Here is a 15000-nt window from a genome sequence, read left to right as displayed (position 1 = left end):
AATCGCACCACGTAACACATGATATACACCTTGATACTCTTTCATTTTTTCCATCGCGATTACATCTTTCGGTTCTTGCACGACACAAACAACTGATTGATCTCGATGCGAATCATTACAAATATAACAAGGATCACGATCAGTAATATGTCCACATACAGAACAATACGCTAAATCTCGCTTCGCATTTACAAGTGCTTTCGCAAAACCTAACACATCATCTTCTTTCATATCTAATACGAAAAATGCCAATCGAACCGCTGTTTTCGGTCCGATACCTGGCAACTTCATAAAACTATCGATTAGTTTTGATATTGGTTCTGGATAATGCATGTATCAATATCCTCCTAGAACATTCCACCTGGTAAGTTTAAGCCTTTTGTAAATTTACCCATCGTAGAGTTTGATAGCTCATCAGCCTTTTTAAGTGCATCATTTGTTGCAGCTAACACTAAGTCTTGTAACATTTCGATATCCTCTGGATCTACAACCTCTTCTTTAATCTTCACTTCAAGAATTTGCTTGTGACCATTTGCAATAACTGTAATCATTCCGCCGCCAGCTGTACCTTCAACTGTTTTTTCACCAAGCTCTTCTTGTGCTTTCGCCATGTCTTTTTGCATCTTTTGCATTTGTTTCATCATGTTATTCATATTTCCCATTCCGCCACGCATCATAATTAATTCCTCCTAATTATTACTCTTTTATTTCAATGAGTTCTTGTCCTACTAATTTCACTGCCTCTTCTATAAGAGGGTCTTCCTTTTTCTCCGGGCTTTCTTCAGACTCTCCACCTTCACGTTGTAAAAAGTCTTCACGGATTTTACCCCATTCACTTTTTGGAATGGCAATCATATTTAACCTTTTACTTAGCAATTCAAATAAAGCTTGTTCTACTGTATCCATAGCTTCTCGATTTTCGCTCGCCATCTTACAGTGAATCTCATATTGAAATGCTAAAACGTAAGTGTCATCTGAAGCTGCCACTGGTTCGCTATTTTCTAGTAGAACAGCAAACGCTACTTTGTTATATGATTTGAGTCTTCCTAACAACTCACCCCATACAGCTTTTAATTGTTCTAAATCTTGACGCTTCGCTTGTTTTAATACTTCATTTACACGCCCGACAGGAATCTTCATACTTCCTGTTCGTACGGGTTTTGGTGTTGCACGTGTCTCTCTTACTTCCTGTTGTACACCAGCTGGCACACCGTTCTTTTTGACTTGCTCTAACTCTTTCTCCAATTGCTGCATCCTGTTCATAATTGCTTGCAAACGATCAGTACCGTTTGCTTGCATCATAAACTGTTGACACAATTGCACCATAACAACTTCTAAGAAAATACGCGGATGATTTGTCCACTTCATTTCCTGTTGTCCCTTACTAAGGGTATGAATAATCTCATAGATCACTTCCGGTTGCATTTCTTCACTCAACTTACGGAATTGATCATCTACAATTACTCGTTCCAACATATGTTCTAGTTGCGGTGAAGTTTGATATAAAAGCATATCACGATAATAGTAAATGAAATCCTCCATAAAACGAACTGGATCCTTCCCTTTACTCATCATTTCATCTATGATCTGTAATGCTCTTGATACATCATTTTCACGTATGCATTCTACTAAATTGCCTAAGTATTGCTGAGAAACAGATCCTGTTACGGCCAATACATCTTCTGTCGTAACAATCTCATCACTATAAGATATAGCCTGATCAATAAGACTAAGCGCGTCACGCATACCACCTTCAGCAGCACGGGCAACAATTTGTAATGCTTCATCTTCCACTTGCGTACCTTCGTTTGTCACAACCGTTGATAATCTCTCAACAATATCATTCACTGATATTTTTCGGAATTCAAAACGCTGACAACGCGAAATAATTGTAGGCGGGATCTTATGAGGTTCTGTTGTCGCCAAAATAAAGATAACATGTCCTGGCGGCTCTTCTAAGGTTTTTAAAAGCGCATTGAATGCACCCATAGAAAGCATGTGAACTTCATCAATAATGTATACTTTATATTCTACAGCACTTGGAGCATATTTTACTTTATCTCTAATATCTCGAATTTCATCTACACCGTTATTTGAAGCCGCATCAATTTCTAATACATCTGAAATGGATCCTTGTGTAATTCCTAAACAAGAAGGACATTCATTACAAGGTTCAGCTACCGGAGCATGTTCACAGTTAATTGCTTTTGCAAATACTTTTGCAATTGTCGTTTTTCCTGTTCCCCTAGGACCAGAAAATAAATAAGCATGTGAAACTTTCTCTTGAAGAAGGGCATTTTGCAACGTTTTTGTCACGTGCTTTTGACCGACTACATCTTCGAACTTTTGCGGTCTCCATGTTCGGTATAACGCTTGGTATGACACGAAAATACGGCCTCCCTCAAAGGTTATTATCTCATTTATTATAACCCATTCTGTTTATAGATTCCAAAAGTTATTTTCTATACAAAAAACTCACCTTTGTATTAAGGTGAGTTTTGTATACATATATAACTGCCGTGCACCCTCCGTCGATTACGTACCATAAGCGTTACTCAAGCAGTTAGCTCGGTTCAGGCACTCCTGCGGCACACGAGAAGACCCGCTTATTGCTGCTTCCTTCCGGACCTGACAAGGTTCACGGGGTCCCGTTGCGCAGGACCCAAACGTCAACACCACTTACTTAAGGCAGACCTTACAGCAACATAACCTCGAGAGGGGATTCGGCCTCGCTAGAGCGGATTGCGAGTATAGGGCACCGCTACCTCCCCGCTTAGCACGGCAAAGTTAAAACCAATATTCGGTTGCCTTCATTAAAGGCATTATCAGTATAACTTGTTTCTTTATAAAATGCAAATACGTTAGTTCCCAGTATTTTTCTCTAATTTTTTTATCGCTTTTCTTTTTTTACGAAGCTCTCTAAAAAAGTTTGTTAACAACGTACCGCATTCTTCCTCTAATACACCAGATACTACTTCACATTGATGATTGAAGCGTTCATCCGTTAAAAGATTCATTAATGTCCCTGCACACCCGCCCTTCGGATCACTTGCACCATATACAACTCGCTTCACTCGTGATAAAACAATTCCACCCGCACACATTGGACAAGGTTCTAATGTTACATACAATGTTGCATCTTCTAAACGCCATGTCCCTAATTTTTTACACGCCTCATCTATTGCTAGCAACTCAGCATGAGCTATTGATCTTTGCTCAGTTTCCCTTAAATTATGGGCAACACTAATTACCTCACCATCTAACACTATAACTGCTCCAATTGGAACTTCCTGTATTTCCTCTGCCTTTTTGGCTTCTTCTATCGCTAATTGCATAAAATAAATATCTTGATCTTGTTCCATAACATAGTCCTTTCATTACAAATAAAGTACACTTATTTCCATTTACTACACAGGGGATAACTTTTACATATTCAATCCACCCTAAAAGAAAAAAGAGAGGGGATTACATATGAAAAATACCGCCTTGCTCATTATCGATATGATTAATGACTTTCAATTTTCCCACGGACCCATTCTAGCTCAAAAATGTGAGACTATCACAAACCCTATTTTACAATTAAAGAAAAAAATGAAATCCTTCGGCTATCCTATAATTTACGTTAATGACCATTATCAACTTTGGAGATCTGATATCGACCAACTTATTACTCATTGCACAAATAAATATAGCGAAAATATAATCCATAAGATTGCTCCAAGTTCTGATGATTACATTTTTATTAAACCACATTATTCCGCTTTTTATGAAACACCTTTAAATTCATTACTAGGTTATTTAAAAATAGAAAATCTAATATTAACAGGAGTTGCCGGAAATATATGTATCCTCTTTACAGCTAATGATGCCCATATGAGAAATTATACATTGTATGTACCACAGGATTGTATCGCCTCTAACAACGACCAAGATAATATACATGCTTTAAAAATAATGGAAACTACATTGAAAGCAAATATAACATCGTCATCCAAAATAAAATTTAATTAATACATATATCTATTTTCTAACTTTTTATATCAAATTAACCCGCTCGCTTCCCTCTTGTGCTACAATAATTCTGTTTTGTGTTTTTAGTAGTCACGGTAAATCACTGATTGAAAGGAGGAAACAGCGTGACCGGAGTACCATTTATCACGGTTGAAGGACCAATTGGTGTTGGAAAAACTTCACTTGCGAAGGAAATTTCAACTCACATGCAACTCCACTTACTAAAAGAGATTGTTGATGAAAATCCCTTTTTAGGAAAGTTCTATGAAGACATCGACGAATGGAGTTTTCAAACAGAGATGTTCTTTCTTTGTAATAGATACAAACAATTAGAAGATATTAACATAAAGTATTTGAATCAAAGGAAACCAGTAGTAGCGGATTACCATATCTTTAAAAATTTAATTTTTGCATCCCGCACATTAAAAGACTCTCAATATGACAAGTACATGCAAATTTATCGTATTCTTACACAAGATATGCCTGTGCCAAACGTCATTGTTTATTTAACAGCTAGCCTAGAAACATTGCAAAAACGAATCGCCATGCGCGGAAGAGAATTTGAAAAAAACATGGATCCAAATTACTTACTACAGCTCACAAAAGATTATGAAACAGCAATGGATGCTTTTAAAAAAGATCATCCGGAAATACCAGTATTGAAATTTAATGGAGACGATATGGATTTTGTAAAAAATCCTGATGATTTAAACGTCATCCTATCTGCCCTTCAAAATACTCTCTTAAAGGAGTCGAAATAATAATGAATTTAAGGCAAAAATATGATATACCCAATGACGCAGTAATCACTATCGCCGGAACGGTAGGTGTGGGTAAATCAACTATGACAACTGCATTAGCTAATGCTTTAGGTTATCGCACATCATTTGAAAAAGTAGATTCCAATCCATACTTGGACAAGTTCTATGCGGACTTCACTCGCTGGAGCTTCCACCTACAAGTGTACTTTTTAGCAGAACGATTTAAGGAACAAAAAAGAATTTTTGAATACGGTGGCGGTTTTGTTCAAGATCGTTCTATTTACGAAGACACTGGAATTTTCGCAAAGATGCATCATGAAAAAGGTACGATGACGGAAACTGATTATGAAACATACAAAGGGTTATTTGACGCTATGGTCATGACTCCTTACTTCCCTCATCCAGACTTATTAATTTACTTAGAAGGTTCTTTCGATGATATTGTCGATCGTATTCAGGAACGCGGACGCCCAATGGAACAGCAAACGCCAATTGAGTACTGGAAAGAAATGCATGGACGTTATGAAAACTGGATTAACAACTTTAATTCATGCCCTGTATTACGCTTAAATATTAATGAGTACGATATTTTAAAAGATGGGGATTCAATCGAACCAATCATTAAAAAAATTGGGCATTTTTTAAAACAAACACGTAAACTTGTAAAATAAAAAACCCGTGCATATGCACGGGTTTTCCTATTAAATTACTTCTTCTTTGTTGGAGCAATAATTTCACTCTCAGGTTTTCCTGCGTTAATACGCTGACGAACAGTACTCGTACTAATATCGTATGCTTCAGCAATCTCTTTAACAGTCATTTCTTTCCCATTAATTACTGCCGTTAATACTTTACCTGTACGTTTTGGAGCCGCTTCTTTCTTTACAGCTGCTTTTTTAACTTGTTTTGGCACCTCTACTTTATTCGTAGCTGGTTTTACATCACAAGTACAACCACAAAGTTTACGGAATGTATCATCACTAATAATGCGTGATACGTTTGCACCACTGTTTAAAATTCTATTGTTCTTACAGACAGGACATTGTACATAATATAAAGTTTTTCCATCTAAAGGAAACGTTTGTATAATAAGATCCATGTTGACTCCTTTCATATCTATGAAGATAATCATCGGAATATGAGTGTGTAATAAGGACAAAATTACCTTACACCATACTTTATGATTGGTTTTAAAATAAAAACTCGTTACGTGTTGGTAACGAGTTCTCCAATCTCCACTTATATGCGCTGTTGTCAATTATATCTGGAGGAGGTAGAGGGATTCGAACCCCCGCGCGACTCTCGCCGCCTGTCGGTTTTCAAGACCGATCCCTTCAGCCAGACTTGGGTATACCTCCATATTGACATCAAATATAATATCAAAAGAAAAACAGTTAGTCAACCCTACTAAAATAAATTATGAGGAAAGGAAAATTTTACTTTCCCCTTCCTACATTAAAGTACTGACAACGCTCATAATTACCAATCACTCATACCGATGAATGTTTAAATTTACTTAATAACTGTTTTTCCTCCCATATAAGGGCGAAGAACTTCTGGAATTATAATTGTACCATCTTCTTGTTGGTAGTTCTCTAAAATAGCTGCAACCGTACGTCCAATTGCAAGACCAGATCCATTTAATGTATGGACATGTTCTGGTTTTCCATTTGGCTCACGGCGGAAACGGATATTTGCACGTCTCGCTTGGAAAGCTTCAAAATTACTACAAGAAGAAATTTCACGATATGTGCCATAGCTTGGAATCCATACTTCAATATCGTATTTCTTCGCTGCTGTAAATCCTAAATCGCCTGTGCACATGCTCATAACGCGATATGGCAACTCTAATAATTGTAACACGCGTTCTGCATCATTTGTTAATTTTTCTAACTCTTCATAAGAATCTTCTGGTTTTACGAACTTCACAAGCTCTACTTTATTGAACTGATGCTGGCGAATTAAACCGCGTGTATCGCGACCAGCTGAACCTGCTTCAGAGCGGAAGCAAGAGCTAAATGCAGCATATCTTATAGGCAATTGCTCTTTATTTAAAATCTCATCACGATGCATATTCGTTACAGGTACTTCAGCTGTTGGAATTAAGAAATAATCTTCACTTTCAATACGGAATGCATCTTCTTCAAACTTTGGAAGTTGTCCTGTTCCTGTCATACTTGCGCGGTTTACCATATATGGAGGTAATACTTCTTCATATCCATGCTCATCAGTATGAAGATCAAGCATAAAGCTAATTAAAGCACGCTCTAATCTTGCACCAGCACCTTTGTAAAATACGAAGCGGCTTCCTGTTACTTTCCCAGCGCGTTCAAAATCTAAAATTCCTAAATCAGTAGCAAGATCCCAATGTGGTTTTGGTTCAAAAGTAAATTCTTTTACTTCTCCCCAAGTACGCGCTACTACATTATCATCCTCTGTTTCACCGACTGGAGCAGACTCATGAGGGATATTTGGAATAGATAACATTAATCTTTCTAAGTCTTCTTCAACTGTGCGAAGTTCGTTATCAAAATCCTTTACTTTTTCTCCAACCTCACGCATTTCTAAAATTAGAGCTTCTGCATCTTTCTTTTCGCGCTTTAATACAGAGATTTGTTGAGACACTTCATTACGTTTACTTTTTAATTCTTCTGTCTGAACAAGTAGTTCTCTTCTTCTCGTATCAAGTTCTTCAAAACGTCCGAAATCAGTTAGATCTTCACCTCTATGCTGTAATTTCGCTTTTACTTCTTCAAAGTTTGTACGTAAAAATTTAATATCAAGCATTATATACTCCTCCTTTTATTTTATAAAACACAAAAAACTCCCGTCCCTATATAAAGGGACGGGAGTTAACCCGCGTTGCCACCCTAGTTGAAAGCATTACCGCTTTCCTCTCAAGTAGAAATAACGGCTCTTCACCGGGAATGCTTACTTAATCCAAAAGATGTTCCACATTCCATTCCAGGATGGATTCACAAACTGTTTCTATCGATTTCCACCAACCATCGACTCTCTATAAGAAACAACATTTGTTACTATTTCCTATCAACACGCTTATTTTATAAAATTGTTACCATCAATTTACTATAATCTTATACAAGTTGCAAGTTACTTATACAACTTTTTTCATTTTCGCTTCTTTTACCATTTCAACAAAGTATGCTGTTACACGATGATCATCTGTTAATTCTGGATGGAATGAAGCAGCTAAAAACTGATCTTGTCTTACCGCTACCATTCGGTCACCATGCTTAGAAAGCACTTCAACATTATCAGCTACTTCTACAACATACGGCGCACGGATAAATACACCAACGAAGTCTTCACCCACGCCTTCAATTGAAAGCGCAGCTTCAAAACTATCCTTTTGGCGTCCGAACGCATTGCGCTCAACTGTAATATCCATAGCACCAATATGTGCTTCTTCATAGCCAATAAGTGTTTTCGCAAGAAGAATCATCCCTGCACACGTACCAAACATTGGTTTACCAGACTTTGCAAATGTGCGAAGTGGTTCCATGAAAGCATACTTATCAATAAGACGGCGCATTGTTGTACTTTCACCGCCTGGTAAAATAAGACCATCAATCTCTTCAAGTTGCTCTATACGCTTTACAACAACAGCTTCTGCACCACTTGCTTCAACTGATTTTACATGTTCACGAACTGCACCTTGAAGACCTAGTACACCGATTTTCACCATTTTAAAGTTCTCCTTTAATTACCATCCACGCTCTTGCATGCGTTGTTCTGGTAATAACGTTGAAATTTCGATACCCTTCATTGCATTACCTAATCCTTTAGAAAGACTTGCAATTAGTTCGTAATCTTCATAATGAGTCGTTGCTTCAACAATTGCACGTGCAAATCTCTCTGGGTTTTCTGATTTGAAGATACCAGATCCAACAAATACCCCATCAGCACCAAGTTGCATCATTAATGCAGCATCTGCTGGCGTTGCTATACCACCTGCCGCAAAGTTTACAACTGGTAAGCGACCAAGACGTTTAATTTCAAGTAATACTTCGTAAGGAGCACCAGTATTTTTTGCATATGTCATTAACTCATCTTCACGTAGACTCGCAACTTGACGGATTTCTGCATTGACTTGGCGCATATGACGCACTGCCTCTACAATGTTTCCTGTTCCTGGTTCACCTTTTGTACGAAGCATAGATGCACCTTCTGCAATACGACGTGCAGCTTCTCCGATATCACGGCAACCACATACAAATGGAACTGTGTAATCACGTTTATTTAAATGGTATACTTCATCAGCAGGAGTTAATACTTCACTCTCATCGATATAGTCTACCCCTAATGATTCTAATACACGTGCTTCTACAAGGTGACCGATACGGCATTTTGCCATAACCGGAATTGACACTGCACCCATAACTTCTTCAACGATTGTTGGGTCTGCCATACGAGAAACGCCACCTGCTGCACGAATGTCTGCTGGTACACGCTCTAATGCCATAACGGCAACTGCGCCTGCCTCTTCTGCAATTTTTGCTTGTTCAGCGTTAATTACGTCCATAATAACGCCGCCTTTTTGCATTTCTGCCATTCCACGTTTTACACGCTCTGTCCCTGTTACATTTGTCATGTACAAAAACCCCCCTAGGTGAATTGCTTTCCCCCGTTAAAGGCGAAAATTAAGAATACTCTTACATTCTACCACTAACTATCAGATGCTTGTCTACTACTTTTTCATAAAGTCGGTATGAAAAATAGGAATAAAAAAAAAGCCCCTACCATGAGGAGCTTCTAAAACCAACCTTTTACTGTATCAACAGCACTATTCCACATACCACTAAAGAATGAACCAATTCCGCGCATAGCACGAGTAAACCAGTTTGCTTCTTCTACTTCAGATGTTGTTACAAGATCCACTTGCAACGACTTACCAGTTAAAAATCCAGGGTCGTTTGTATCTTTTGGCGTAATTACCATTTGACCAAGCGCAGCTCCCTTTTTAATAGGTGCTTCTTGTCCCTTACTTGATTCTTTTAATTCTGTTTTATAAACATCTTTACTTCCTTTTGGCACTGGAAGTGAAATAGCTTGTTTCGTTTGAACTGCTACATCTTTATCTTTCGCATTTTCTACTCTTACTGTTTCTTGTCCTTTTACTGAAGAACCTTTTTTATACATTTGTTTCACTTCAAAGTTAGCAAATCCATAATCATATAGCTTCTTTGTTTCATCAAAACGTGCTGTATGAGAACTTGTTTTAATAACTACAGAAATAAAACGCATACCGTTTCTTTCAACCGTACCAGTGAAGCAATCTCCTGCTTCTGGAGTTGAGCCTGTTTTCAGACCATCTACGCCATCATATTCTTTAACTAAGCCCTTTAACATCCAGTTCCAGTTTGACATTGCAAACTTCTCTTTTTCTGGACGGAATTCTTTTTTAGGAATTTTTGCTGTATCTAACACTTTTGGATAATCTTTAATTAAATGTTGTGCTAAAGTTGCAACATCCTTTGCAGACATTTTATTTTCTTCATCTGCTGTTGTTCCTTCAGGGTGCATTCCCTTTAAATCTTTATTCGTTAAACCTGTAGAATTGACAAATTTATAATTTTTCAACCCTAGTTCTTTCGATTTATCATTCATCATTTTTACGAAATCTACTTCTTTACCTGCAATTGCTTCTGCTAATGCAATTGTTGCACCATTTGCAGAAAAGATTGCCATTGCCTCATATAACTCTTTTACTGTATAAGAGCCACCATTTTCTAATGCAACATTTGATAATGAAGCATCTTGTGAAACCTTATATGCATATTCAGAAACCTTAATTTTCTGGTCCCACTTAAGTTTTCCTTTATCCACTGCTTCGTGAACTAAATATTCACTCATCATCTTTGTCATACTAGCAATGGATAATAATTCATCTGCATTCTTTTGATATAAAATTTTCCCAGAATTCGCTTCTACTAAAATTGCCGCGCCTGCTTCAATGTTTAAAGCGGCTCCTGTTTCAGCTGATGCATTGCTATATGGAATAAAAATGCTACAAGCTAGTGTAAGCACTGTTACCAAAGCAATGAATCTTTTGCAAAACATACCTTTCACTTTTGCTACCCCCAATATCTATGTACTCACATAACCGTTATTCTAACATAATCAAAAAAAAATAGACAGAGATATCAAATCTCTGTCTATTTGTATATAAGACATTATAATGAGTAGTTTGGAGCCTCTTTTGTAATTTGTACGTGATGAGGATGACTTTCACGTAAGCCTGCACCTGACATACGAATGAATTGTGCATTTTCGCGTAAGAATTCTAAATCCTGTGCTCCGCAATATCCCATACCTGCACGTAAGCCACCAACTAATTGGTGAACTGTATCTGCTAAAGGTCCTTTATATGGTACTCGTCCTTCAATACCTTCTGGAACAAGTTTTTTATTTCCTTCTTGGAAGTAACGATCTTTACTTCCTTTTTCCATCGCACCGACAGAACCCATACCACGATACACTTTAAATTGACGACCTTGGTAAATTTCAGTTTCTCCAGGACTTTCGGCAACACCAGCAAACATACTACCTAGCATAACAACATGTGCTCCTGCTGCTAAAGCTTTAACCATATCACCAGAGTACTTAACACCGCCATCAGCAATAACTGGAATACCGTGTTTACGAGCTTCGGTTGCACAATCATAAACTGCTGTTAATTGTGGTACACCAACACCAGCTACAACACGTGTTGTACAAATAGAACCTGGTCCAATACCAACTTTAACTACGTTTGCACCAGCTTCAATTAATGCTTTCGTTGCTTCAGCTGTAGCAACATTTCCAGCGATAATATTTAATGATGGATATTTAGCACGAACTTCCTTTACCTTATCAATAACGCCTTTAGAATGCCCATGAGCTGTATCAAGTACAATTGCATCTACACTAGCTTTTACTAATGCATCGATACGAAGCATAGCATCAGCTGTTACACCAACTGCCGCTCCAACTAATAAGCGTCCTTGCTTATCTTTAGCAGAGTTTGGGAATTCAATTACTTTTTCAATATCTTTTATTGTAATCAGCCCTTGTAATACACCGTTATTATCAACAAGAGGGAGTTTTTCAATTTTATACTTTTGTAGGATCTTTTCAGCTTCTTCCAGTGTAGTACCAACTGGAGCTGTAATTAATTGTTCTTTTGTCATTACGTCAGAAATTTTGATTGAGTAGTCTTGGATGAAGCGCATATCACGGTTTGTAATAATACCAACTAATTTTCGCTCATCTAAATTATTTACAACCGGTACACCTGAGATACGATATTTTCCCATAAGATGTTCTGCATCATATACTTGATGTTCTGGAGTTAAGAAGAAAGGATCTGAAATAACGCCGCTTTCAGAGCGCTTTACTTTATCAACTTGCTCTGCTTGTTGCTCAATAGACATATTCTTATGAATAATTCCTAAACCACCTTGGCGAGCCATTGCAATAGCCATGTCAGCTTCTGTTACTGTATCCATTCCTGCACTAATTAACGGGATGTTTAGCTGTAAGCTTTCAGATAAAACTGTTTTAACACTTACTTCTCTTGGTAATATATCTGACCTAGCTGGTACAAGTAATACATCATCAAAAGTCAAACCTTCTTTAACAAATTTAGATTCCCACATAATTGTTCCCCCTATGATACCAGAAATTATTATTAGTAGCTTATCAATTGGTTAAAATACTGTCAAGGACGTATATATATGTTAGAATTTTTAGACAATAAAAGGAGCGTAATATATGCATCAAACATCTTGCACTTGGCAGCAGTTAAGTTTCTTTTTTTCATCTCAAAACGTACAACGTTATCTTGCCCGTTGTTATGAAAAATCCTCTATTCAGGATGCCGAAAAAAAAAGTTTTGAAAATTGTTATCCCTTTATTTATTACTTAGAACACGGGAAAAATTATTATGAATTATATAAGACAGCTCCATTTTCCATTCAACCAATGTTGTTATTTTATGGAATTAGCCAACTTTTTAAAGCATGTCTACTAACCATTGATCCTAACTATCCTGAATCCACTACTGTTTTAGCTCATGGCGTTACAACTCGCAAACGAAAAAAACAAGGGTATCAATTTTTAGAAGATGAGGTGAAGGTACAAAAAAACGGATTGTTTACTCATGTTGCAGAACAACTGTTTCACATGAAACACTTAGAAGCAGAAAAATTTAACATGTTAGAATTAATGGGAAATATTCCAGAATTACAAAATTTGTTCCGCTATAGTCAAAAAGGATCAACTTTATATAAAATTGATTCAACAATTAAAAATGAGCTCTCCTTTTCAGTCAACCTACTAGATCGATTACATATGACTAAAGAGAGATTTTCTCGCTACATTGAAACATCTTGTAAGCATTTATCAATGCAACATGTACCTGAGAAAACTAATGAATCGAATTTACTTTTTACGGCGCCAATTCAATCATGGAATCCTATGTACAGTACTCCTTTATACTATGAATATCTTACTAATACTTATTATTTACCACTTACAACTGATCCTAGAAATCCTAAACCAGTATTACCTGAACTCCTCGTTCATTATTTATTGCTCTATAATTTAAGCATGATTTCTAGGTATGAAACAGATTGGTGGTATGACTTACTTGGAAGCTATGGCTCTGAAGATTATCCATTTATTTATCAATTTCTTAATATTTCTGCTCAAAAAATCCCTTACTATATTTCATCATTTTTACTAACAGAACCTAACCTATTTCATGGGAAATAAAAAAAACACAAGTCAAAAGACTTGTGTTTTTAGTTGCTTGGCGACGTCCTACTCTCACAGGGACAAGGTCCCAACTACCATCGGCGCTAGAGAGCTTAACTTCCGTGTTCGGTATGGGAACGGGTGTGACCTCTCTGCCATCATCACCAAACTATGAAGGCATATTCCTTCAAAACTAGATAACATTTGCTACATATTATATGGTTAAGTCCTCGATCTATTAGTATTCGTCAGCTCCACATGTCACCATGCTTCCACCTCGAACCTATCAACCTGATCATCTTTCAGGGATCTTACTAGCTTACGCTATGGGAAATCTCATCTTGAGGGGGGCTTCATGCTTAGATGCTTTCAGCACTTATCCCTTCCGCACATAGCTACCCAGCTATGCCCTTGGCAGAACAACTGGTACACCAGCGGTGCGTCCATCCCGGTCCTCTCGTACTAAGGACAGCTCCTCTCAAATTTCCTACGCCCACGACGGATAGGGACCGAACTGTCTCACGACGTTCTGAACCCAGCTCGCGTACCGCTTTAATGGGCGAACAGCCCAACCCTTGGGACCGACTACAGCCCCAGGATGCGATGAGCCGACATCGAGGTGCCAAACCTCCCCGTCGATGTGGACTCTTGGGGGAGATAAGCCTGTTATCCCCGGGGTAGCTTTTATCCGTTGAGCGATGGCCCTTCCATGCGGAACCACCGGATCACTAAGCCCGACTTTCGTCCCTGCTCGACTTGTAGGTCTCGCAGTCAAGCTCCCTTATGCCTTTGCACTCTACGAATGATTTCCAACCATTCTGAGGGAACCTTTGGGCGCCTCCGTTACACTTTAGGAGGCGACCGCCCCAGTCAAACTGCCCACCTGACACTGTCTCCCGGGTCGATAAGACCCGTAGGTTAGAATTTCAATACAGTCAGGGCGGTATCCCACCAGCGCCTCCACCGAAGCTAGCGCTCCGGTTTCAATGGCTCCCGCCTATCCTGTACAAACTGTACCAAAATTCAATATCAGGCTACAGTAAAGCTCCACGGGGTCTTTCCGTCCTGTCGCGGGTAACCTGCATCTTCACAGGTACTATAATTTCACCGAGTCTCTGGTTGAGACAGTGCCCAAATCGTTACACCTTTCGTGCGGGTCGGAACTTACCCGACAAGGAATTTCGCTACCTTAGGACCGTTATAGTTACGGCCGCCGTTTACTGGGGCTTCAGTTCAGAGCTTCGCTTACGCTAACCCCTCTCCTTAACCTTCCAGCACCGGGCAGGTGTCACCCCCTATACTTCGCCTTACGGCTTCGCAGAGAGCTGTGTTTTTGCTAAACAGTCGCTTGGGCCTATTCACTGCGGCTTTCCGTTAAGAAAGCACCCCTTCTCCCGAAGTTACGGGGTCATTTTGCCGAGTTCCTTAACCAGAGTTCTCTCGCACACCTTAGGATTCTCTCCTCGCCTAC

At 38.4% G+C, this 15000-nt stretch carries 14 protein-coding genes, 1 tRNA gene, 2 rRNA genes, 1 other RNA gene and 1 other annotated feature (2 of these 19 running past the window's edge); of the genes, 4 read left to right on the top strand and 14 right to left on the bottom strand.

The annotated features are described in order from the left end of the window. The 5 genes from recR to tadA form a co-directional block, all read right to left on the bottom strand. Positions 1–333, bottom strand: partial view of a recombination protein RecR gene (recR, locus tag MHH27_RS00135; RefSeq protein ID WP_000559169.1) — the 5' portion only. It extends 264 nt beyond the left edge of the window; the window shows 333 of its 597 coding nt (coding positions 1–333); the start codon lies at positions 331–333; its stop codon lies beyond the left edge, outside the window. Positions 334–347: 14 nt separating this feature from the next. After that, positions 348–674: a YbaB/EbfC family nucleoid-associated protein gene (locus tag MHH27_RS00130; protein ID WP_014894853.1), complete on the bottom strand. Its 327-nt coding sequence runs from the start codon at positions 672–674 to the stop codon at positions 348–350. 22 nt (positions 675–696) lie between these two features. Further along, positions 697–2385, bottom strand: coding sequence for a DNA polymerase III subunit gamma/tau (gene dnaX, locus MHH27_RS00125; protein WP_000121561.1), 1689 nt, complete (start codon positions 2383–2385; stop codon positions 697–699). A gap of 132 nt (positions 2386–2517) precedes the next feature. Continuing rightward, an RNA gene (gene ffs, locus MHH27_RS00120) (signal recognition particle sRNA large type) lies at positions 2518–2782 on the bottom strand. Between the two features lie 79 nt (positions 2783–2861). Further along, positions 2862–3362: a tRNA adenosine(34) deaminase TadA gene (gene tadA / locus MHH27_RS00115; protein WP_000434330.1), complete on the bottom strand. Its 501-nt coding sequence runs from the start codon at positions 3360–3362 to the stop codon at positions 2862–2864. 109 nt (positions 3363–3471) lie between these two features. Between tadA and MHH27_RS00110 the strand changes: the two genes are divergently transcribed. From MHH27_RS00110 to MHH27_RS00100, 3 genes are all read left to right on the top strand, one after another. Next, positions 3472–4011, top strand: coding sequence for an isochorismatase family cysteine hydrolase (locus tag MHH27_RS00110; protein ID WP_053563255.1), 540 nt, complete (start codon positions 3472–3474; stop codon positions 4009–4011). 125 nt (positions 4012–4136) lie between these two features. Then, entirely contained in the window at positions 4137–4772 is a 636-nt protein-coding gene (locus MHH27_RS00105; protein WP_000148218.1) for a deoxynucleoside kinase, read from the top strand. Between the two features lie 2 nt (positions 4773–4774). After that, on the top strand, positions 4775–5443 hold the full coding sequence (locus MHH27_RS00100; RefSeq protein WP_001053585.1) for a deoxynucleoside kinase: 669 nt from the start codon (positions 4775–4777) through the stop codon (positions 5441–5443). A gap of 35 nt (positions 5444–5478) precedes the next feature. Here MHH27_RS00100 and MHH27_RS00095 read toward each other — a convergent pair whose 3' ends face one another. From MHH27_RS00095 to guaB, 7 genes are all read right to left on the bottom strand, one after another. After that, the gene (locus MHH27_RS00095; RefSeq protein ID WP_000364192.1) at positions 5479–5871 is read right to left on the bottom strand and encodes a DUF3797 domain-containing protein; all 393 of its coding nucleotides are present in this window, start codon (positions 5869–5871) and stop codon (positions 5479–5481) included. A 166-nt stretch (positions 5872–6037) separates the two neighbouring features. After that, a tRNA-Ser gene (locus tag MHH27_RS00090) sits at positions 6038–6130 on the bottom strand. 154 nt (positions 6131–6284) lie between these two features. After that, positions 6285–7559 carry a serine--tRNA ligase gene (gene serS / locus MHH27_RS00085; RefSeq protein ID WP_000884174.1) on the bottom strand — a complete coding sequence of 425 codons (1275 nt, stop codon included), beginning with the start codon at positions 7557–7559 and terminating at the stop codon, positions 6285–6287. A 51-nt stretch (positions 7560–7610) separates the two neighbouring features. Then, positions 7611–7833: a binding site (T-box leader), on the bottom strand. 54 nt (positions 7834–7887) lie between these two features. Then, the gene (pdxT, locus tag MHH27_RS00080) at positions 7888–8478 is read right to left on the bottom strand and encodes a pyridoxal 5'-phosphate synthase glutaminase subunit PdxT (protein WP_000238785.1); all 591 of its coding nucleotides are present in this window, start codon (positions 8476–8478) and stop codon (positions 7888–7890) included. 18 nt (positions 8479–8496) lie between these two features. Next, positions 8497–9384 (bottom strand): pyridoxal 5'-phosphate synthase lyase subunit PdxS, encoded by an 888-nt coding sequence (gene pdxS, locus MHH27_RS00075; RefSeq protein ID WP_000186154.1) that lies wholly within the window; start codon positions 9382–9384, stop codon positions 8497–8499. Between the two features lie 161 nt (positions 9385–9545). Then, positions 9546–10853: a D-alanyl-D-alanine carboxypeptidase DacA gene (gene dacA, locus MHH27_RS00070; protein ID WP_139213359.1), complete on the bottom strand. Its 1308-nt coding sequence runs from the start codon at positions 10851–10853 to the stop codon at positions 9546–9548. A gap of 113 nt (positions 10854–10966) precedes the next feature. After that, entirely contained in the window at positions 10967–12430 is a 1464-nt protein-coding gene (gene guaB / locus MHH27_RS00065; RefSeq protein ID WP_000264089.1) for an IMP dehydrogenase, read from the bottom strand. 115 nt (positions 12431–12545) lie between these two features. Here guaB and MHH27_RS00060 point away from each other — a divergent pair, with 115 nt between their 5' ends. Continuing rightward, positions 12546–13547, top strand: a complete 1002-nt coding sequence (locus MHH27_RS00060; protein ID WP_053563256.1) for a YaaC family protein — start codon at positions 12546–12548, stop codon at positions 13545–13547. Between the two features lie 35 nt (positions 13548–13582). Here the strand turns inward: MHH27_RS00060 and rrf are convergent. Together rrf and MHH27_RS00050 are read right to left on the bottom strand one after the other, a co-directional pair. Next, a 5S ribosomal RNA gene (gene rrf / locus MHH27_RS00055) occupies positions 13583–13698 on the bottom strand. A gap of 49 nt (positions 13699–13747) precedes the next feature. After that, positions 13748–15000, bottom strand: a 23S ribosomal RNA gene (locus tag MHH27_RS00050) (it continues 1669 nt past the right edge of the window).

The organism is Bacillus sp. FSL L8-0152 (assembly GCF_038006365.1).
Lineage (GTDB): Bacteria > Bacillota > Bacilli > Bacillales > Bacillaceae_G > Bacillus_A > Bacillus_A cereus.
Note: the sequence above shows the minus strand (reverse complement) of the source record. Positions and strands in the feature narration are given on the sequence as shown.